Raw genomic sequence first — 17,700 nt, 5'->3', positions numbered from 1 at the left:
ACTGGAGGTTAAGAAATGGAATATATAACAACAACATTAGGAAACCTCGTGCATCAGACGGCGTTTTTTAGTCTTACATGGGGCAATGTGGTCATGATTGCAGTGGCTTGTTTCTTCTTGTACCTGGCAATCAGACATGGATTTGAGCCTCTGCTTCTTGTGCCAATTGCATTTGGTATGCTGCTTGTAAATATCTATCCGGATATTATGTTGCATGCAGAGGATGCATCAAATGGAACGGGTGGACTTCTCTACTATTTCTATAAGCTGGATGAGTGGTCAATTCTTCCGTCACTGATCTTCCTTGGAGTAGGTGCGATGACAGACTTTGGACCGTTGATTGCGAATCCAAAGAGTTTCCTTCTTGGAGCAGCAGCACAGTTCGGTATTTTTGCTGCATACCTTGGAGCAATGTGCATGGGATTCTCCGACAAGGCAGCGGCAGCAATCTCAATTATTGGAGGAGCAGATGGACCGACATCTATCTTCCTCGCAGGTAAACTGCAGCAGACGGCGATCATGGGACCAATTGCAGTGGCGGCCTATTCTTATATGTCACTGGTGCCGATTATTCAGCCACCGATTATGAAATTACTTACAACGGAGAAAGAACGTAAGATCAGAATGGAACAGTTAAGACCTGTATCTAAACTCGAGAAGATTCTCTTCCCGATTATTGTTACAATTGTAGTCTGCGTCATTCTTCCAACAACAGCACCACTTGTAGGTATGTTGATGCTTGGTAACCTGTTCCGTGAGTCAGGCGTCGTTAGACAGTTGACAGAGACAGCATCCAATGCATTGATGTATATTGTAGTTATCCTGCTTGGTACATCAGTAGGAGCTACAACAAGTGCGGAAGCATTCCTGAACTTTGATACATTGAAAATCGTTGTGTTAGGTCTGATCGCATTTGCATTTGGTACAGCAGCCGGAGTTGTATTTGGTAAAATCATGTGTGCGGTTACACATGGAAAAGTAAACCCTCTGATTGGTTCAGCAGGAGTATCCGCGGTTCCTATGGCTGCGCGTGTATCTCAGAAGGTCGGTGCAGAGGCAGATCCAACGAACTTCCTTCTGATGCATGCAATGGGACCGAACGTAGCTGGTGTTATCGGTACTGCCGTAGCTGCAGGTACATTCATGGCAATCTTTGGAGTAATGTAACAGTCAATATTGTAATTGACAATATATGGAGGAAATTATAATGGCAGAAATTGAAAAAAAACCAATTAAGATAACGGAAACAGTTCTGCGTGATGCGCATCAGTCTTTGATCGCTACTCGTATGACTACAGAGCAGATGCTTCCGATTGTAGAAAAGATGGACAAAGTTGGATATCATTCTGTAGAGTGCTGGGGTGGTGCTACATTTGATGCATCTCTTCGTTTCCTGAAAGAAGATCCATGGGACAGACTTCGCAAATTCCGTGATGGATTTAAAAATACAAAATTACAGATGTTATTCCGTGGGCAGAATATCCTTGGATATCGTCCATATGCTGATGATGTGGTAAGATATTTTGTACAGAAATCTGTTGCAAATGGAATAGATATTATTCGTATTTTTGACTGCCTGAATGATCTTCGCAACCTTCAGACAGCAGTAGATGCAGCAAATGAGGAAAAAGCAGAGGCGCAGGTAGCTCTTTCTTATACACTTGGTGATGCTTATACACTGGATTACTGGGTAGAGACAGCGAAGAGAATTGAGGATATGGGAGCAAGTTCTATCTGTATCAAAGATATGGCCGGACTTCTTGTACCATACAAAGCAACAGAGCTTGTACAGGCATTGAAAGAAGCTGTAGATCTTCCAATTCAGCTTCATACCCACTATACGTCAGGAGAGGCGTCTATGACTTACTTAAAGGCTGTAGAGGCAGGGGTCGATGTAATTGATACTGCAATGTCACCATTTGCACTTGGAACATCACAGCCGGCTACAGAGGTTATGGTTGAGACATTTAAGGGAACTCCTTATGACAGCGGACTGGATCAGAACTTACTGGCAGAGATTGCTGATTACTTCCGACCGATTCGTGATGAGGCTCTTGAGAGTGGACTTCTGAATCCTAAGAACTTAGGTGTTAATATTAAGACACTTCTTTATCAGGTACCGGGAGGAATGTTGTCTAACCTGACTTCCCAGTTAAAAGAACAGGGAGCGGAGGATAGATTCTACGACGTACTTGAGGAGGTCCCAAGAGTTCGTAAAGATCTTGGTGAACCGCCACTTGTAACACCATCTTCACAGATTGTAGGTACACAGGCTGTATTTAATGTGCTGATGGGAGAACGCTATAAAGTTGCAACACAGGAGACAAAAGACATCTTAAGTGGAAAATATGGTAAGACAGCAAAACCATTTAATCCAGATGTCGTAAAGAAAGTTCTTGGAGATAATCCGGAAGTTATCACTTGCCGTCCGGCAGATTTGATTCCGGATGAGCTTGACACACTCAGAAAAGAATGTGCTCAGTGGATCCAGCAGGATGAAGATGTATTATCTTATGCATTGTTCCCACAGGTAGCAACAGAGTTTTTCAAATATCGTCAGGCACAGCAGACAAAGGTCGACCAGACAATTGCTGATACTGAGAATGGAAGTTATCCAGTATAGCAGAATATAAAATAATGAAAACGGGCGGAAAGTCAAAGATGCATTTATGCGGAAGATTTTCCGCCTGTTTTATTATGCTGGCTTAAAAAAGATATCAGAGGTGCGCAGTAGAAGTATTTAAGGCAGATTTGAGATAGATTAAGATAGATGATTGAGATAGATAGGATTAAAGGTTGAAGATTTCTCTTTTACATCTTATAATAGAAACGATGTAATAGAAAAGGAAGACGCTATATGGGAACACAAAATGAATTAGTGCAAAGATTAGAAGACGGATATAACAAGTTCAGTAAAGGGCAGAAAAAGCTGGCGGATTTTATCCGTGAAGATTATGATAAAGCAGCATTTATGACGGCTGCAAAAATGGGTGAAGAGGTTGGAGTCAGTGAATCGACAGTTGTAAGATTTGCAACAGCTCTTGGATATGAAGGCTATCCCCAGTTTCAAAGGGCGCTTGGCGAGATGGTCCGTACAAAACTTAATTCCATTCAACGAATGGAAGTGACGTATGGACGGATCAGTCAAGGAGAGATTCTAACATCGGTTCTACAGTCGGATATAGAGAAGATAAAGCTGACAATGGAAGGAATTGACCATGAGGCGTTTGAAATGGCTGTAGACACGATTCTGAATGCAAGGCGAGTATATGTAGTCGGAATACGAAGCTGTGCACCACTTGCAAGCTTTCTGTCTTTCTATCTCAATTTGATTTGTGATAATGTGACAGCGGTTCATACGAACAGTTCCAGTGAAATCTTCGAGCAATTGCTGCGAATTGATGAAGAAGATGTGATTATTGGGATTAGTTTCCCGAGATATTCTATGAGAACGCTTAAAGCATTGGAATTTGCAAGCAACAGAAAGGCTAAGGTAATCACGATTACGGATAGTGTACATTCGCCGATGAACCTGTATTCTTCCTGTAATTTGATTGCAAGAAGTGATATGGCTTCGATCGTAGATTCTCTTGTAGCACCACTTAGCGTGATCAATGCTCTTGTGGTGGCACTCTGCATGAAGAAGCAGAAAGAAGTAATCACTACACTGGAGGCGCTGGAAGATATCTGGGATGAGTATCAGGTCTACAGTGGAGATGAACTGAATATGGTAGGCGATACAGTCAAAATGAATGACTAGAATAAGAGGATAATATAAATGAGTCATGTTATTGTAGTAGGTGGCGGAGCAGCGGGAATGTTTGCGGCAATTGCTGCGGCAAAAAACGGACATCAAGTTACGCTGTATGAAAAAAATGAAAAACTAGGAAAGAAAATATTTATTACTGGAAAAGGAAGATGTAATATTACAAATGCCGCAGATATGGAAGAATTGTTTGATGCAGTTGTGACGAATTCTAAGTTTTTGTATAGCAGCTTTTATGGCTATACGAATCAGAATGTGATAGATTTCTTTGAAAATGCAGGGGTGCCAGTGAAGATAGAGAGAGGAAATCGAGTGTTTCCAATCTCGGATCATTCGTCTGATGTTATCCGCGCATTGGAACGGGAAATGAAAAAAGTGGGCGTGAAAGTCTGCTTAAATACAGAAGTGAAAAGTGTAGAAGCTGAAAAAGGTAAGTTTGACAAGGTGGTATTAAAAGATACTACTACACAAACCGCAGATGCATGTATTGTTGCAACAGGTGGATTGTCTTACCGTTCCACAGGATCTACAGGTGATGGATTCCGATTTGCCGAAAACGTTGGGCATAAAGTAACACAATGCTTTCCGTCTCTTGTGCCGATGGAGACAAAAGAACCATGGATCTGTGAATTGCAGGGGCTTTCACTTCGCAATGTAGAAGCAAAGATATTGGATGGAAAGAAAGAATTATATAAAGATTTTGGAGAAATGCTGTTTACACATTTTGGTGTCAGTGGTCCGTTGATTATCAGTGCCAGCAGTTATGTGGGCAAAAAATTCATGGATAAAAATGGACAGAAAAAGGAACTGACATTGGAAATTGATCTGAAACCGGCTCTTACAGAAGAACAACTGGATCAGAGAGTGCTGAGAGATTTTGAAGAGAATCATAACCGGCAATTTAAAAATGCAATCACAAAGCTGTTTCCAACTAAATTAATTCCGGTCATGCTGGAACTTGGCGGGATTGATCCGGAGAAAAAGGTTAACAGTATAGAGAAAGAAGAACGGAAACAGTTTGTTCATTTGATCAAGCATTTTCGTATGACGCTTACCGGACTTCGCGACTATCCGGAAGCGATTATTACAAAAGGCGGAGTTAATGTGAAAGAAATTGATCCTGGAACGATGGAATCAAAGCTTGTAAAAGGGTTATATTTTGCGGGAGAAGTACTGGATCTGGATGCATTGACCGGAGGTTTTAATCTTCAGATTGCCTGGTCGACCGGATATGCGGCAGGAAATGCAATCCAGTAATTAAAAGAAATATAAAGCAGATTGAGAAGGAGAAAATATGGGTTATAATGTTGCGATTGATGGCCCGGCTGGTGCAGGAAAAAGTACGATTGCCAAACGGGTTGCGAAAGAAAAAGGATATATATATGTAGATACGGGAGCAATGTATCGCGCGCTTGCTGTCTATTTTTTGGACAAAAAAATTAATCCGGAGAATCTGGATGCTATTGCCGCGGCATGTGAAGGTGCAGAAGTGAAAATACAGTATGAACAAGGTGAACAGCAAGTGTATCTGAATGGCGAAAATATTACTTCCAGGCTTCGAAATGAAGAGGTTGGAAATATGGCTTCTAAAGTATCCGCGGTTCCGGAGGTGAGGGCACATTTGCTGAATCTTCAGAAAGAACTTGCAAGAACTCAGGACGTTGTGATGGATGGAAGGGATATTGGAACCTGTGTGTTGCCTGAAGCGGATGTGAAGATTTTCCTGACAGCAAGTGTGGAGACGAGAGCGCTCCGTAGATATAAAGAACTGGAAGAAAAAGGTGTTTCATGTGATTTGGAAGAAATTAAGAAAGATATCAAAGAACGCGATGAACGCGATTGTACAAGAAAAATTGCACCTCTCAGACAGGCGGAAGATGCAGTGTTGATCGATAGCTCAGATATGACAATCGAAGAGGTTGTAAAAGCAATCACAGATAATATCGTGTGAGAAAAAGAAAAGGTGGGATGAACATGCAGGTAGAACTGGCGAAATCGGCAGGCTTCTGCTTTGGTGTACAGAGAGCTGTGGATACGGTATATAAGCAAATTGAAGAAAATGCGGCAGAGAAGATCTACACTTATGGTCCGATCATTCACAATGAAGAAGTCATCAAAGACATGGAGAAAAAGGGAGTTGAAGTAATCCTGTCAGAAGAAGAACTCAAGCAGATAAAATCAGGAATCGTGATCATACGTTCCCACGGCGTTCCAAAGAGAATCTGTGATCTTCTGGATGAAAACAAAGTACGTTATGTAGATGCAACCTGTCCATTTGTGAAGAAAATACATAGGATCGTGGAAGAAAAAAGCCGGGACGGATATCATATTGTAATTATAGGAAACCGTGAACATCCAGAAGTTATGGGAATTGAAGGATGGGCGCAAGGCCCGGCTACGATCATTCAGACAGAAGAGGAAGCAAGGGCATTTGAACTGGTCTCGGAGAGTGAAAAAGTTTGTGTAGTAGCACAGACGACATTTAATTACAATAAATTTAAAGATTTAGTTGAAATTATTTCTGAAAAGCGTTATGATATTATTGTTTTAAATACGATTTGTAATGCAACGAAAGAGCGTCAGGAAGAGGCTTATGACATTGCAAAGCGGGTGGATGCGATGATTGTCATCGGAGACAAGAGAAGCTCAAATACCCAAAAGTTATTTGAAATCTGCAGCAATGCATGTGCGGATACGTACTATATACAGACACTTGGCGATTTGAATATGAATCAATTAAGGTCCGTGGAAACAGTAGGTATTACAGCAGGGGCATCCACGCCCAATAAAATAATTGAGGAGGTTCAAAATAATGTCAGAATTAACTTTTGAACAGATGTTGGAAGAGTCTTTAAAAACAATTAGAAACGGAGAGGTAGTAGACGGTACTGTCATCGATGTTAAACCAGATGAGATCGTTTTAAATATTGGTTACAAAGCAGATGGTATCATTACAAGAAGTGAGTACACGAACGACAGCAATGCAGATCTTACTACTATGGTATCCGTAGGTGACCCTATGACAGTGAAGGTTCTGAAAGTAAACGACGGAGAAGGACAGGTGTTGCTGACATATAAGAGATTAGCTGCCGAGAAAGGTAATGAAAGATTAAAAGAGGCTTATGAGAACCATGAAGTTCTGAAAGCTCCTGTTACACAGATCCTTGGCGGAGGTCTCAGTGTAGTAGTTGATGAAGCAAGAGTATTTATTCCTGCAAGCCTTGTGTCAGATACTTATGAGAAAGATTTGAGCAAATATCAGGATCAGGAAATTGAATTTGTGATCAGCGAGTTCAATCCAAGAAGAAACCGTGTAATCGGTGACAGAAGACAGCTTCTTGTTGCTGAGAAAGCTGAAAAACAGAAAGAGCTGTTTGAGAAGCTTCATGTTGGTGATACAGTAGAAGGTGTTGTTAAGAATGTTACTGATTTTGGTGCATTTATCGATCTTGGTGGAGTTGACGGACTTCTTCATATTTCAGAGATGTCCTGGGGACGTGTTGAGAATCCGAAGAAAGTATTTAAAGTTGGCGATGAGTTAAAGGTTCTTGTAAAAGATATTCACGATACAAAGATTGCTCTTAGCCTGAAATTCCCAGAGTCTAATCCATGGGCTAATGCTGCAGAAGATTATGCTGTTGGAACAGTAATTACAGGTAAAGTTGCAAGAATGACAGACTTTGGTGCATTTGTAGAACTTGCGCCTGGAGTAGATGCATTACTTCATGTATCTCAGATTTCAAAAGCACATGTTGACAAACCGTCAGATGTACTGAAAGTCGGAGAAGAAGTAACAGCTAAGATTGTTGATCTGAATGAAGCAGAGAAGAAGATCAGCCTTAGCATGAAAGCTCTTGAGGCAGCTGATGAAGAGACAGCTGACGCTGAGTAATAGATTATAAGATGCAAATAATAAGGGGTGGAAAGTCGTAGAACTTTCGCCCCTTTTCTTTGTTAATAAAAGAACGAGCTGTATTGCATAATATACAAGAAAATCGAAGCTAACACTGGAAAAATCAGATATTTTCTAGTATAGTATAAAAAGACAAATTAGGAAGGAAGGATAAAAGGATGTCATTGTTAACATTTAAAGGTGGAGTTCATCCGAATGACGGCAAAGCTCTGGCAAAAGATAAAGCAATTGTCCAGGTACAGCCGAAAGGTGATCTGGTATATCCGATGTCACAGCATATCGGTGCACCGGCAGTACCGATTGTGGCAAAAGGTGACCATGTCCTTAGAGGGCAGATGATTGCGGAAGCCGGTGGTTTTGTATCAGCGCCAATTTACGCATCGGTTTCTGGAACCGTAAAAGTTATTGAACCGCGTTTCACTCCGGCTGGCTCCAAAGTCAACAGCATTGTGATTGAAAATGACGGAGAGTATGAGGAAGTTGAGTACAGTACACCAAAGGCAGTGTCAGAGATGTCAAAAGAAGAAATTTTGAATGCAATCGGAGATGCCGGAATTGTCGGTATGGGTGGAGCTGGATTTCCAACAAAAGTAAAATTATCTCCAAAAGAACCGGATAAGATCGATTATATCATTGCCAATTGTGCGGAGTGTGAGCCTTATATTACAGCAGATTACAGACAGATTTTGGAGCATGGCGAGGAGTTAGTAGAAGGTATGAAGATAATTCTTCGACTGTTTGATAATGCAAAAGGTCTTTTTGGAGTAGAAGATAATAAACCGGACTGTATTGAAAAATTAAAAGAACTGACAAAAGATGAGCCACGTATGGAAGTGCTGAAACTCCAGACAAAGTACCCGCAGGGGGGTGAGCGTCAGCTCATTTATGCAACAACTGGACGTGCGATTAATTCATCAATGCTTCCGGCTGATGCTGGTTGTGTTGTAGACAATGTTGCTACGATTTCAGCAATTTACCGTGCAGTTGCAAAAGGTGAGCCATCTATGGATAGAATTGTAACAGTCAGTGGAGATGCAGTTCATGAACCTGGCAACTTCAAAGCGCCATTTGGTATGAATCAGGCAGAATTGATTGAAGCAGCCGGAGGCTATAAGGTTGATCCGGAGAAGATTATTTCCGGAGGTCCGATGATGGGATTTTCTATGTTTACAGTGGATGTTCCGGTAACAAAGACTTCTTCATCCATTCTCTGCTTCACAAAGGATGAAGTTGCACAGTACGAGCCGACAGCATGTATTAATTGTGGAAGATGTGTGGAGGTCTGTCCAAGTCGTCTGATTCCATCAAGACTTGCAGATTATGCGGAACACCATGATGAAGAAGCGTTTACGAAATACGAAGGCCTGGAATGCATGGAATGTGGATCTTGTAGTTATGTCTGCCCGGCTAAGCGCCAGTTGAAGCAGGCAATCGGTTCTATGAGAAAAACAGCACTTGCAAATCGCAAGAAGAAATAAGAAAGAATAAGAGGTGAATCAACGTGAGCGATCAAACATTAAAAATGTCATCATCACCACATATCCGTGATAATATGACAACCAGCAAGATTATGCTCATGGTAGTAATTGCACTGCTGCCTGCATCTGCGTTCGGTATATATAATTTTGGAGTTCCGGCGCTCATTATGCTCATCAGTACGACAGCATCTGCAGTACTGACAGAATATATTTATGAAAAATTAATGCACAAAAAAATTACAATCGGGGATTACAGTGCTGTTGTAACAGGACTGCTTCTGGGGCTTAATATGCCACCTACAGCACCATGGTGGATGGGTGCACTTGGAAGTGTATTTGGTATCTTGATTGTAAAACAGCTTTTTGGAGGTCTGGGACAGAACTTTATGAACCCGGCACTTGGAGCAAGATGTTTCCTTTTGATTTCTTTTACAAGTCAGATGACGACATTCGTCTATGACGGAGTAACAGGAGCAACACCACTGGCGCTTTTGAAGGCAGGGAAAGCTGTTAATTCTATGGACATGCTGATCGGAACAATTCCTGGAACAATCGGTGAGACTTCAGTGATTGCAATTATCATTGGAGCAATCTTCTTAATTTTAATGGGAATTATTGATCTTCGTATCCCTGGTACATATATTGTGACATTCGTTATCTTTATTGGTATTTTTGGACATTTCCAGAATCCGGCTGTAGGATTTTTTGATGCACAGTATATTACAGCACATCTGTGTGGTGGTGGACTGATGCTTGGTGCATGGTTCATGGCAACGGATTATGTAACATGTCCGATTACGCCAAAGGGACAATACGTATATGGAATCTTGCTTGGAATTCTGACTGGACTCTTCCGTCTGTTCGGCGGTTCCGCAGAGGGAGTTTCCTATGCAATCATCATCAGTAACTTAATTGTACCATTGATCGAGAGAGTTACTCTCCCAAAACCATTTGGTAAAGGAGGAGAGAAATAATGAATAAGATTTTGAAAAACACATTGATTCTGACTGCTATCACTTTGATTGCAGGACTTGGACTTGGTCTCGTTCATGAGATAACTCTGAATCCAATCGCCCAGGCGCAGGAAAAGGCGAAAAAAGAAGCCTGGCAGGCTGTATTTCCGGATGCAAAGCTTGATGAGTTTAAAGAGACAGATGTAGATCAGAAGGCTGCAAAGCAGGCAATCAGTGATCTTGGTGTTAATGCAACTATTGACGAAGTCTGTACAGTTGGTGATACAGGATATGTCATCACAACAACCGATAAGGACGGATATGGCGGAGATATTCAGGTTAGTGTTGGTATCCAGTCTGATGGTACTGTGACAGGTGTTTCATTCCTTTCTATCAGTGAGACTGCAGGTCTTGGTATGAAAGCAAAAGAACCGTCTTTCTATGAACAGTATGTAGGAAAGAATCCGACAAAGTTTGCTGTGTCAAAAGATGGAGGAGACGGTGAGCAGATAGATGCTTTAAGTGGTGCAACAATCACTTCAAGAGCAGTGACCGGAGCTGTCAATGCGGCCCTTGGCTATTATCAGAATGCATTTGGACAGGGAGGTAATTAAAGATGAATAAATGTACGGAAAGAGTTTATAATGGACTGATTAAAGAGAACCCTACTTTTGTTCTGATGCTTGGTATGTGTCCGACACTTGCGGTTACGACATCTGCAATCAATGGAGTTGGTATGGGACTTTCGACAACAGTTGTACTGGTCCTTTCCAATATGTTGATTTCCATGCTACGTAAGATCATACCGGATTCAGTCAGAATGCCGGCGTTCATTGTAGTTGTTGCTTCATTTGTAACAATTGTTCAGTTCCTGTTAGAAGGATTTGTGCCGAGTCTTTATGATGCACTTGGACTTTACATTCCACTGATTGTAGTAAACTGTATCATTCTTGGACGTGCTGAGAGTTATGCTTCCAAGAACCCGGTTCTTCCTTCTATCTTTGATGGAATTGGTATGGGACTTGGATTTACATTTGGACTTGCATGCATTGGTATTGTTCGTGAGTTCATCGGAACAGGAGCAATTTTCGGAAAACAGATTCTGCCGCTTGCAGATCTTGCAGCCGGACAGGGCGGTTATGTCCCGGTAACAATCTTTATCCTGCCACCAGGAGCATTCCTTGTTCTTGCATTCTTGGTTGCAGGTATGAATAGAATCAGAAAAAATGCTGAAAAGAAAGGCAAGAAAATCGCAGAGCCTCAAGGATGCTGCTCAGACTGTGCCGGATGTGCCGGATGTAGCGGAAAAGTATTTCCAACAGGCGATGAAGAATAGGAGGAGTGCAGAGTATGAAGACATTATCAGAATTACTGATTATTGCAATCGGTTCAGCTATTGTAAATAACGTTGTACTCAGCCAGTTTCTTGGAATTTGTCCATTCCTTGGAGTATCCAAAAAAGTTGAGACAGCTACAGGTATGGGGGGAGCAGTTGTGTTTGTTATTACACTTTCTTCCCTGTTGACAAGTTTGATTTATAAATTTATTCTTGTTCCATTAGGATTTGAATATCTGCAGACGATTGTATTTATATTATTTATTGCAGCACTCGTTCAGTTTGTTGAGATGTTTCTGAAAAAAGCGATGCCATCACTTTATCAGGCACTTGGAGTATATCTTCCACTGATCACAACAAACTGTGCGGTTCTTGGTGTAGCGCTTACAAATGTCCAGAAAGATTATACAATTTTAGAAGGCGTTGTAAATGGTGTTGGAACATCTGTTGGATTTTTGATTGCAATCGTAATTATGGCAGGTATTCGTGAGAAGATTGAGTACAATGATATTTCAGAGTCCTTCCAGGGGACACCAATTGTCTTGCTTACAGCATGTCTTATGGCAATTGCGTTCTGTGGATTTTCAGGACTGATATAGGAGGGATAGACAATGAATATTACAGCTGTTATTATTGCTGCTGTTATCGTAGGTGGTACTGGCTTGTTCATTGGTGTATTCCTTGGACTTGCCGGAAAGAAATTTGCGGTTGAAGTAGATGAGAGAGAAGAGGCAATTCTTGGAGTGCTTCCGGGAAATAACTGTGGCGGTTGTGGATATGCCGGATGTTCCGGCCTTGCTGCAGCAATTGCAAAGGGAGAAGCGGAAGTTGGAAGCTGTCCGGTCGGAGGTGCGCCAGTCGCAGCCAAGATTGGTGAGATTATGGGAGTGTCTGCAGGTGAGCAGATCCATGAAGTAGCATTTGTAAAATGTGGTGGAACATGTGAGCAGGCAGCAACAGATTACGAATATCATGGAATTGGTGACTGTGTCATGGTCAATATGATGCAGAATGGCGGGCCAAAGACTTGTACATATGGATGTCTTGGAGAAGGAACGTGTGTGAAAGCCTGTCCGTTTGATGCAATCCACATTGTTGATGGCGTTGCTGTGGTTGATAAAGAAGCTTGTAAAGCTTGTGGAAAATGTGTTGCCGCGTGTCCTCGTAAATTGATTGAGATTGTGCCATATGACATGAAACATCTTGTAAAATGTAATTCTAAAGACAAGGGTAAAGATGTCATGAAGGCATGTAAAGTTGGATGCATTGGCTGCAAGATGTGTGAAAAAGCATGCCAGTTTGATGCTGTTAAGGTTCTGGATAATGTTGCGCATATTGATCCGGAAAAATGTACCGGATGCGGTGCATGTGCGGCAAAATGTCCGAAGAAAGTTATTCTCTAGAAAGAATTAAAGTGGAAGATGGAGATAAAACGTAATCTGAAACAAAGATTAAAAATTGGAAAAACGATATTTTTTAAAGATGTGAAACATGCAAAATGGGCGATACTTTCAGTATTCGCCTATTTTGTGTTGCTTAGGAAATTTTTTATTACAATCTGTCCGGCTGTGCTGATTACCGGACTTCCGTGTCCGGGTTGTGGCATGACGAGAGCATTTATACGTCTTTTGCATCTGGATTTTGCGGGAGCGTGGCAGATGCATCCATTTGTATATCTTTTTATGATTTTTATTCTGTGGTTCGGAATACGAAGATATATATTGGGAATTTCTGATACAAAAAAAGCATGGAAAATTCTTGCCATGCTTGGAATATTGATGATTTTGTTTTATATCTGGCGGATGCTCCGGTATTTTCCCGGAAACCCGCCAATGAGTTATTATTATGGAAATGTGTTATTGAATCTGCACCATATTATTAAAAGCTTCTTACAAATCTGAAAGATGGAAATAAGTATTTGCCGGAATTATCGAAGAAAATTCTTTGTGTAGTGAATTTCGTTGTCATTTGTAATAAACAATGCATCTACATTTTCTAACTGATCGATCAGATCGTTGGCAGCTTCATATCCCATGAGATAACATACCGTACTCAGAGCATCAGCTGTCAGGGAAGAATCAGTAATGATTGTATCACTGTATAATGTATTCTCACATGGATAACCTGTGCGAGGATCAAGAATGTGATGGTAAATTTTCCCATCTGCCTCAAAGTAACGCTGGTAAATCCCAGTTGTAACAACAGATTTATTTGCTACTTTGATGGAAGTAATCGGTTCTCCGGTCTCACCAAAGGGTTTCTGGATTCCGATGTTATATTTGGAGCCGTCGGTCTTGGATCCGAGCAGAAGGATATTTCCACCCAAATCTATGACTGCATGTTTTACACCATTTTTTTTCAGATAATCTTTGATACGATCCGCAATATATCCTTTGGCAATAGCACCTACATCAATGGAAGCGTTTGGATCCAAAAGCTGGACGGTGTTATCAGATACACTGATATTTTTGTAATTTACGTGACTGAGCGCAGAGGCAATTGCGTCTGCATCTGGAACAGTTCCGGAACCAGAAGTAAAATCCCATAATTGGGAAACAGATCCAATCGTGATATCAAAAGATCCATTGGATAAATCGCCGTAGTAGATACCTTTTTTGATAAGTGTCGCAGTATCAGAGGAAACATCTACCGGCATGCCTTGGGCATGATTGATATTGTAAATGTCACTGCCTTCTACATACATAGAAAACATGGTATTGTATTTTTGACAAAGACTTTTTAATCCGCTCATGACATTCTCGTTTACAGGATCCAGAATCTGGACCTTTACAACTGTATCGTAAAGTGTGTCGGAATAAGTCTGGTCTTTTGCATTCGCAGAACTGCAGCCACATAAGAGCATGGCAACTGAACTTAGAACAGCAATCATTTGTTTTAGTTTCATAATAATCTCCATTTTCAAGTATTTATAACTATGGTAATTATAACATGAAATATGAGATATGCAATGCTATTGTTCTTTCAGACACTTGACACTAGCTGCCTTGAGTTTAAGAAAGTGATTCTGGTGAAAGAAACAATCGAACATGTGGTTGCATAGATAGAAGTACTGTGCTAAAATATCCGTAGAGAGGTAGCCAAGATGAAAAATAGATTGAAGAAAAAAGATATTGTACTAATGATCATCATCCTGGTAGTGGCGGGATCGTGTGTGTTGTTACATAAGATTATTGGAGAGAAAAGTGCAGATTACATTACTGTAAAGGTGAATGGAAAAATAGAAGGCGTATATAGTCTGGCAGATGATCAGGAAATCGTGCTGAATAATGGAAGCAATGTTTTGAAGATCAAGAATGGAGAAGCTGATATGATCCGTGCGGATTGCCCGGATCAGCTCTGCGTGAAGCAGAAGGCGGTTTCTAAGAATAAAGAAAGTATTATCTGCCTGCCGAATAAGATTGTTGTGGAAGTTGACAGCCATCAGAACAGCCAGTATGATGCAGTAAGTAATTAAAGTTCAGAATTAGTGTCCGTGAAGCAGTAACATTATGTGCCACAGCGGATAAAGAATAAGAAAGAGCGGCCTGATATAGTAGGAGGAGACATAAAAGTGAAAAACCGCGTAGCATATTTTGGAGTATTTACAGCGCTTGCATTGATTTTTAGCTATATTGAAACTCTTGTTCCGATTTCGTTTGGAATCCCGGGAGTCAAGCTTGGGCTGGCTAATCTGATTATCGTGATTGCACTTTATAAGATACCGCTTAGGGAAGTGTATGTATTATCTATAGTACGTGTCCTTTTAAGCGGTGTTTTGTTTGGAAATTATTTTAGTATTGCGTATAGTCTGGCAGGTGGATTACTTAGTTTAACTGTGATGGCACTTTTGAAAAAGGCAGGAGGATTCAGTGTTATTGGAATCAGTATTGCAGGCGGTGTCTGTCACAATATTGGACAACTGGTTGTTGCAATGATTGTTGTTGAGACATTTGCAATGTCATATTATATGCCGGTGCTTCTTGTTGCCGGACTGATTACGGGATTTTTGATCGGTGTTGTTGCAGATCAGGTGCTTAGGAGAATAAGCGATATTATGTTTTTAGAGTAGAAGGAGCAGAGGAGGTACTATGATATCATATATACGAGGTGAGCTGGCTGCTCAATATGAAGATAAAGCAATTGTAGATGTAGGAGGCGTAGGATATGGAATTTATATGTCAGCGCAATCTATGAGTAAACTTCCACCGGTTGGAAGTGAAGTGAAGATACATACTTATTTGAATGTCAAGGAAGATTCAATGCAACTGTTTGGATTTCTGACAGCAGATGATTTGAATGTATTTAAGCTACTGATCGGAGTCAGTGGAATCGGGCCTAAAGGAGGTCAGGCAATTCTGTCGGTATTGTCACCAGATGATCTGAGGTTTGCAGTTATGGCTGATGATGTGAAAGCCATTTCATCCGCACCTGGGATCGGGAAAAAAACAGCGCAGAAGTTGATTGTGGAGCTTAAGGATAAGTTGAGCATCGAAGATGCTCTGGAACATGCAATAACAGAAGATGGTGCTTTAAAAGCCCAGATGTCAACAGGAGGAGAGATTCAAAGCGAAGCGGTTCAGGCGCTGGTTGCATTGGGATACGGCAATACAGAAGCACTGAAAGCTGTGAAACAGGTGGAAATCACACCAGATATGCAGGTGGAAGAATTGCTTAAACGAGCATTGAAGTTCATGTTCTGATTACTGCAAGGGGAGAGATATGAGCAGGAGAATTATAACAACAGAGAATCTGGAAGAGGATGTCAAGATTGAAAGTCACCTAAGGCCCCGGCTTTTAGATGATTATATTGGACAGGAAAAAGCAAAAGAGATTTTAAAAGTATACATTACTGCAGCAAAAGAGAGGGGGGAAGCCCTGGATCATGTACTTTTTTATGGCCCTCCAGGCCTTGGTAAAACAACACTGGCCGGAATTATTGCTAATGAGATGCATGTGAATATTAAGATTACATCTGGACCGGCAATCGAAAAGCCGGGTGAGATGGCAGCAATCCTCAATAATCTGCAGGAGGGAGATGTACTTTTTGTAGATGAAATTCATCGTTTGAATCGTCAGGTGGAAGAAGTTCTTTATCCGGCTATGGAAGATTATGCGATAGATATTATGATTGGAAAGGGAGCAAGTGCCAGATCCATTCGACTGGATCTTCCGAAGTTTACATTGGTGGGAGCAACAACTCGTGTCGGCATGCTGACGGCACCGCTCAGAGACCGATTTGGTGTGATTCACCGATTGGAGTTTTATACAGTTGAAGAACTTAAGAGAATTATTGCCCGGTCAGCAAAGGTTCTTGATGTAGGGATAGATGATGCCGGAGCTACTGCACTTGCGAGACGTTCCAGGGGAACGCCGAGACTTGCGAATCGTCTTTTGAAACGTGTGAGAGATTTTGCTCAGGTGAAGTATGATGGATATATTACAGAAGATGTGGCGAATTATGCACTGGATCTTCTTGACGTAGATAAGTGTGGACTAGATCAGACAGACAGGAATCTTTTAATGACGATCATAGAAAGATTTGATGGCGGTCCTGTTGGACTGGATACTCTGGCGGCTTCTTTGAGTGAGGATTCAGGAACAATAGAGGATGTGTACGAGCCATATTTATTGAAGAATGGATTTATTCAGAGAACACCGAGAGGGCGGATCGTGACAGATCTTGCGTATGCACATTTAGGGATTTTGAAGCAAAATCATGAAAAATAGTTGGTTTTTATGACAGTTTAGTTTATAATAAATTATATTCATAAGAAATAGCAGAGTTTGTGGGAGGCTTTTATGGCATCATCAAAGAATTTTACAGAAGTTTTAATTGGAGGAAAAGTATTCACTTTAAGTGGATTTGAAAGTGAAGAATATCTGCAAAAGGTATCTACATATTTGAATCATAAGATTGACGAATGCAGCAGTAGTGAGGGATATCGTAAGCAGAGTGCAGAGACAAGAAGTGTTCTGCTGGCACTTAATATTGCGGATGATTATTTTAAAGCACGAAAACAGGGCGGTACACTGGAAAGTGATATTGAAGCGAAAGATAAAGAGATGTATGATCTGAAGCATGAACTGATATCTGTACAGATCAAATTAGAGAATGCGGATAAAGCATTGGACAAGTTAAAGGAAGAGAACAAGGAACTTCAGATGAAGATTGTTCAACTGGAGACAGAGATTAAGAATAATAAAGAGAATTAGAATATGAGAGGGGCTGTCGGATTGACGGCCCTTTTTAAAGA

At 41.1% G+C, this 17,700-nt stretch carries 20 protein-coding genes; 19 read left to right on the top strand and 1 reads right to left on the bottom strand.

What is annotated here, in order from left to right:
- Positions 1-15: 15 nt before the first annotated feature.
- The 14 genes from LI149_RS01300 (at position 16) to LI149_RS01235 (ending at position 13,347) form a co-directional block, all read left to right on the top strand.
- On the top strand, positions 16-1,167 hold the full coding sequence (locus LI149_RS01300) for a sodium ion-translocating decarboxylase subunit beta (RefSeq protein WP_147566935.1): 1,152 nt from the start codon (positions 16-18) through the stop codon (positions 1,165-1,167).
- A gap of 40 nt (positions 1,168-1,207) precedes the next feature.
- Positions 1,208-2,623, top strand: coding sequence for an oxaloacetate decarboxylase subunit alpha (locus tag LI149_RS01295; protein ID WP_005336230.1), 1,416 nt, complete (start codon positions 1,208-1,210; stop codon positions 2,621-2,623).
- A gap of 234 nt (positions 2,624-2,857) precedes the next feature.
- Positions 2,858-3,760: a MurR/RpiR family transcriptional regulator gene (locus LI149_RS01290; protein WP_005332906.1), complete on the top strand. Its 903-nt coding sequence runs from the start codon at positions 2,858-2,860 to the stop codon at positions 3,758-3,760.
- An 18-nt stretch (positions 3,761-3,778) separates the two neighbouring features.
- Complete coding sequence (locus LI149_RS01285) at positions 3,779-5,023, top strand: NAD(P)/FAD-dependent oxidoreductase (protein WP_173785849.1); 1,245 nt, start codon at positions 3,779-3,781, stop codon at positions 5,021-5,023.
- Positions 5,024-5,060: 37 nt separating this feature from the next.
- On the top strand, positions 5,061-5,717 hold the full coding sequence (gene cmk, locus LI149_RS01280; protein ID WP_005332902.1) for a (d)CMP kinase: 657 nt from the start codon (positions 5,061-5,063) through the stop codon (positions 5,715-5,717).
- A gap of 23 nt (positions 5,718-5,740) precedes the next feature.
- Positions 5,741-6,598, top strand: coding sequence for a 4-hydroxy-3-methylbut-2-enyl diphosphate reductase (gene ispH, locus LI149_RS01275; protein WP_173785848.1), 858 nt, complete (start codon positions 5,741-5,743; stop codon positions 6,596-6,598).
- On the top strand, positions 6,579-7,658 hold the full coding sequence (gene rpsA / locus LI149_RS01270; protein WP_005332898.1) for a 30S ribosomal protein S1: 1,080 nt from the start codon (positions 6,579-6,581) through the stop codon (positions 7,656-7,658). The genes ispH and rpsA overlap by 20 nt, the downstream gene beginning before the upstream one ends.
- Before the next feature lie 179 nt (positions 7,659-7,837).
- Positions 7,838-9,157, top strand: a complete 1,320-nt coding sequence (gene rsxC, locus LI149_RS01265; RefSeq protein WP_173785847.1) for an electron transport complex subunit RsxC — start codon at positions 7,838-7,840, stop codon at positions 9,155-9,157.
- A 44-nt stretch (positions 9,158-9,201) separates the two neighbouring features.
- Complete coding sequence (locus tag LI149_RS01260) at positions 9,202-10,131, top strand: RnfABCDGE type electron transport complex subunit D (protein ID WP_173785856.1); 930 nt, start codon at positions 9,202-9,204, stop codon at positions 10,129-10,131.
- A complete protein-coding gene (locus LI149_RS01255) occupies positions 10,131-10,724 on the top strand; it encodes an RnfABCDGE type electron transport complex subunit G (protein ID WP_005332886.1) in 594 nt (197 codons plus the stop codon). Before LI149_RS01260 ends, LI149_RS01255 begins: the two co-directional genes overlap by 1 nt.
- 2 nt (positions 10,725-10,726) lie before the next feature.
- Positions 10,727-11,446, top strand: coding sequence for an electron transport complex subunit RsxE (rsxE, locus tag LI149_RS01250; RefSeq protein WP_227142894.1), 720 nt, complete (start codon positions 10,727-10,729; stop codon positions 11,444-11,446).
- A 14-nt stretch (positions 11,447-11,460) separates the two neighbouring features.
- Complete coding sequence (locus tag LI149_RS01245; protein WP_005332884.1) at positions 11,461-12,045, top strand: electron transport complex protein RnfA; 585 nt, start codon at positions 11,461-11,463, stop codon at positions 12,043-12,045.
- A gap of 12 nt (positions 12,046-12,057) precedes the next feature.
- Positions 12,058-12,849 carry an RnfABCDGE type electron transport complex subunit B gene (locus LI149_RS01240; RefSeq protein WP_005332883.1) on the top strand — a complete coding sequence of 264 codons (792 nt, stop codon included), beginning with the start codon at positions 12,058-12,060 and terminating at the stop codon, positions 12,847-12,849.
- Between the two features lie 18 nt (positions 12,850-12,867).
- A complete protein-coding gene (locus LI149_RS01235; protein WP_227142893.1) occupies positions 12,868-13,347 on the top strand; it encodes a DUF2752 domain-containing protein in 480 nt (159 codons plus the stop codon).
- Between the two features lie 26 nt (positions 13,348-13,373).
- On the opposite strand, the gene LI149_RS01230 is transcribed toward LI149_RS01235, so the two are convergent.
- Positions 13,374-14,351: an FAD:protein FMN transferase gene (locus LI149_RS01230; protein ID WP_117495409.1), complete on the bottom strand. Its 978-nt coding sequence runs from the start codon at positions 14,349-14,351 to the stop codon at positions 13,374-13,376.
- Positions 14,352-14,549: 198 nt separating this feature from the next.
- On the opposite strand from LI149_RS01230, the gene LI149_RS01225 reads away from it, so the two are divergent.
- The 5 genes from LI149_RS01225 (at position 14,550) to zapA (ending at position 17,659) form a co-directional block, all read left to right on the top strand.
- A complete protein-coding gene (locus LI149_RS01225) occupies positions 14,550-14,921 on the top strand; it encodes a NusG domain II-containing protein (RefSeq protein ID WP_227142892.1) in 372 nt (123 codons plus the stop codon).
- 96 nt (positions 14,922-15,017) lie between these two features.
- Positions 15,018-15,515 carry a Gx transporter family protein gene (locus tag LI149_RS01220; RefSeq protein ID WP_040015480.1) on the top strand — a complete coding sequence of 166 codons (498 nt, stop codon included), beginning with the start codon at positions 15,018-15,020 and terminating at the stop codon, positions 15,513-15,515.
- 19 nt (positions 15,516-15,534) lie between these two features.
- Entirely contained in the window at positions 15,535-16,146 is a 612-nt protein-coding gene (gene ruvA, locus LI149_RS01215; RefSeq protein WP_227142891.1) for a Holliday junction branch migration protein RuvA, read from the top strand.
- Between the two features lie 19 nt (positions 16,147-16,165).
- Positions 16,166-17,173: a Holliday junction branch migration DNA helicase RuvB gene (ruvB, locus tag LI149_RS01210; protein WP_227142890.1), complete on the top strand. Its 1,008-nt coding sequence runs from the start codon at positions 16,166-16,168 to the stop codon at positions 17,171-17,173.
- Between the two features lie 72 nt (positions 17,174-17,245).
- Positions 17,246-17,659: a cell division protein ZapA gene (gene zapA, locus LI149_RS01205; protein ID WP_005332876.1), complete on the top strand. Its 414-nt coding sequence runs from the start codon at positions 17,246-17,248 to the stop codon at positions 17,657-17,659.
- The last annotated feature ends 41 nt before the right edge of the window (positions 17,660-17,700 follow it).

The sequence above is a fragment of the Dorea sp. 210702-DFI.3.17 genome (assembly GCF_020560825.1).
Classification (GTDB): domain Bacteria; phylum Bacillota; class Clostridia; order Lachnospirales; family Lachnospiraceae; genus Dorea; species Dorea formicigenerans.
This window is presented reverse-complemented; position numbering and strand designations above follow the sequence as displayed.

What these genes read in the sequence shown, in the direction of transcription:
- LI149_RS01300 (WP_147566935.1), top strand. Translation starts at nt 16, where the DNA reads ATGGAATATATAACAACAACATTAGGAAACCTCGTGCATCAGACGGCG.
- LI149_RS01295 (WP_005336230.1), top strand. Translation starts at nt 1,208, where the DNA reads ATGGCAGAAATTGAAAAAAAACCAATTAAGATAACGGAAACAGTTCTG.
- LI149_RS01290 (WP_005332906.1), top strand. Translation starts at nt 2,858, where the DNA reads ATGGGAACACAAAATGAATTAGTGCAAAGATTAGAAGACGGATATAAC.
- LI149_RS01285 (WP_173785849.1), top strand. Translation starts at nt 3,779, where the DNA reads ATGAGTCATGTTATTGTAGTAGGTGGCGGAGCAGCGGGAATGTTTGCG.
- cmk (WP_005332902.1), top strand. Translation starts at nt 5,061, where the DNA reads ATGGGTTATAATGTTGCGATTGATGGCCCGGCTGGTGCAGGAAAAAGT.
- ispH (WP_173785848.1), top strand. Translation starts at nt 5,741, where the DNA reads ATGCAGGTAGAACTGGCGAAATCGGCAGGCTTCTGCTTTGGTGTACAG.
- rpsA (WP_005332898.1), top strand. Translation starts at nt 6,579, where the DNA reads ATGTCAGAATTAACTTTTGAACAGATGTTGGAAGAGTCTTTAAAAACA.
- rsxC (WP_173785847.1), top strand. Translation starts at nt 7,838, where the DNA reads ATGTCATTGTTAACATTTAAAGGTGGAGTTCATCCGAATGACGGCAAA.
- LI149_RS01260 (WP_173785856.1), top strand. Translation starts at nt 9,202, where the DNA reads ATGTCATCATCACCACATATCCGTGATAATATGACAACCAGCAAGATT.
- LI149_RS01255 (WP_005332886.1), top strand. Translation starts at nt 10,131, where the DNA reads ATGAATAAGATTTTGAAAAACACATTGATTCTGACTGCTATCACTTTG.
- rsxE (WP_227142894.1), top strand. Translation starts at nt 10,727, where the DNA reads ATGAATAAATGTACGGAAAGAGTTTATAATGGACTGATTAAAGAGAAC.
- LI149_RS01245 (WP_005332884.1), top strand. Translation starts at nt 11,461, where the DNA reads ATGAAGACATTATCAGAATTACTGATTATTGCAATCGGTTCAGCTATT.
- LI149_RS01240 (WP_005332883.1), top strand. Translation starts at nt 12,058, where the DNA reads ATGAATATTACAGCTGTTATTATTGCTGCTGTTATCGTAGGTGGTACT.
- LI149_RS01235 (WP_227142893.1), top strand. Translation starts at nt 12,868, where the DNA reads ATGGAGATAAAACGTAATCTGAAACAAAGATTAAAAATTGGAAAAACG.
- LI149_RS01230 (WP_117495409.1), bottom strand. Translation starts at nt 14,351, where the DNA reads ATGAAACTAAAACAAATGATTGCTGTTCTAAGTTCAGTTGCCATGCTC.
- LI149_RS01225 (WP_227142892.1), top strand. Translation starts at nt 14,550, where the DNA reads ATGAAAAATAGATTGAAGAAAAAAGATATTGTACTAATGATCATCATC.
- ruvA (WP_227142891.1), top strand. Translation starts at nt 15,535, where the DNA reads ATGATATCATATATACGAGGTGAGCTGGCTGCTCAATATGAAGATAAA.
- ruvB (WP_227142890.1), top strand. Translation starts at nt 16,166, where the DNA reads ATGAGCAGGAGAATTATAACAACAGAGAATCTGGAAGAGGATGTCAAG.
- zapA (WP_005332876.1), top strand. Translation starts at nt 17,246, where the DNA reads ATGGCATCATCAAAGAATTTTACAGAAGTTTTAATTGGAGGAAAAGTA.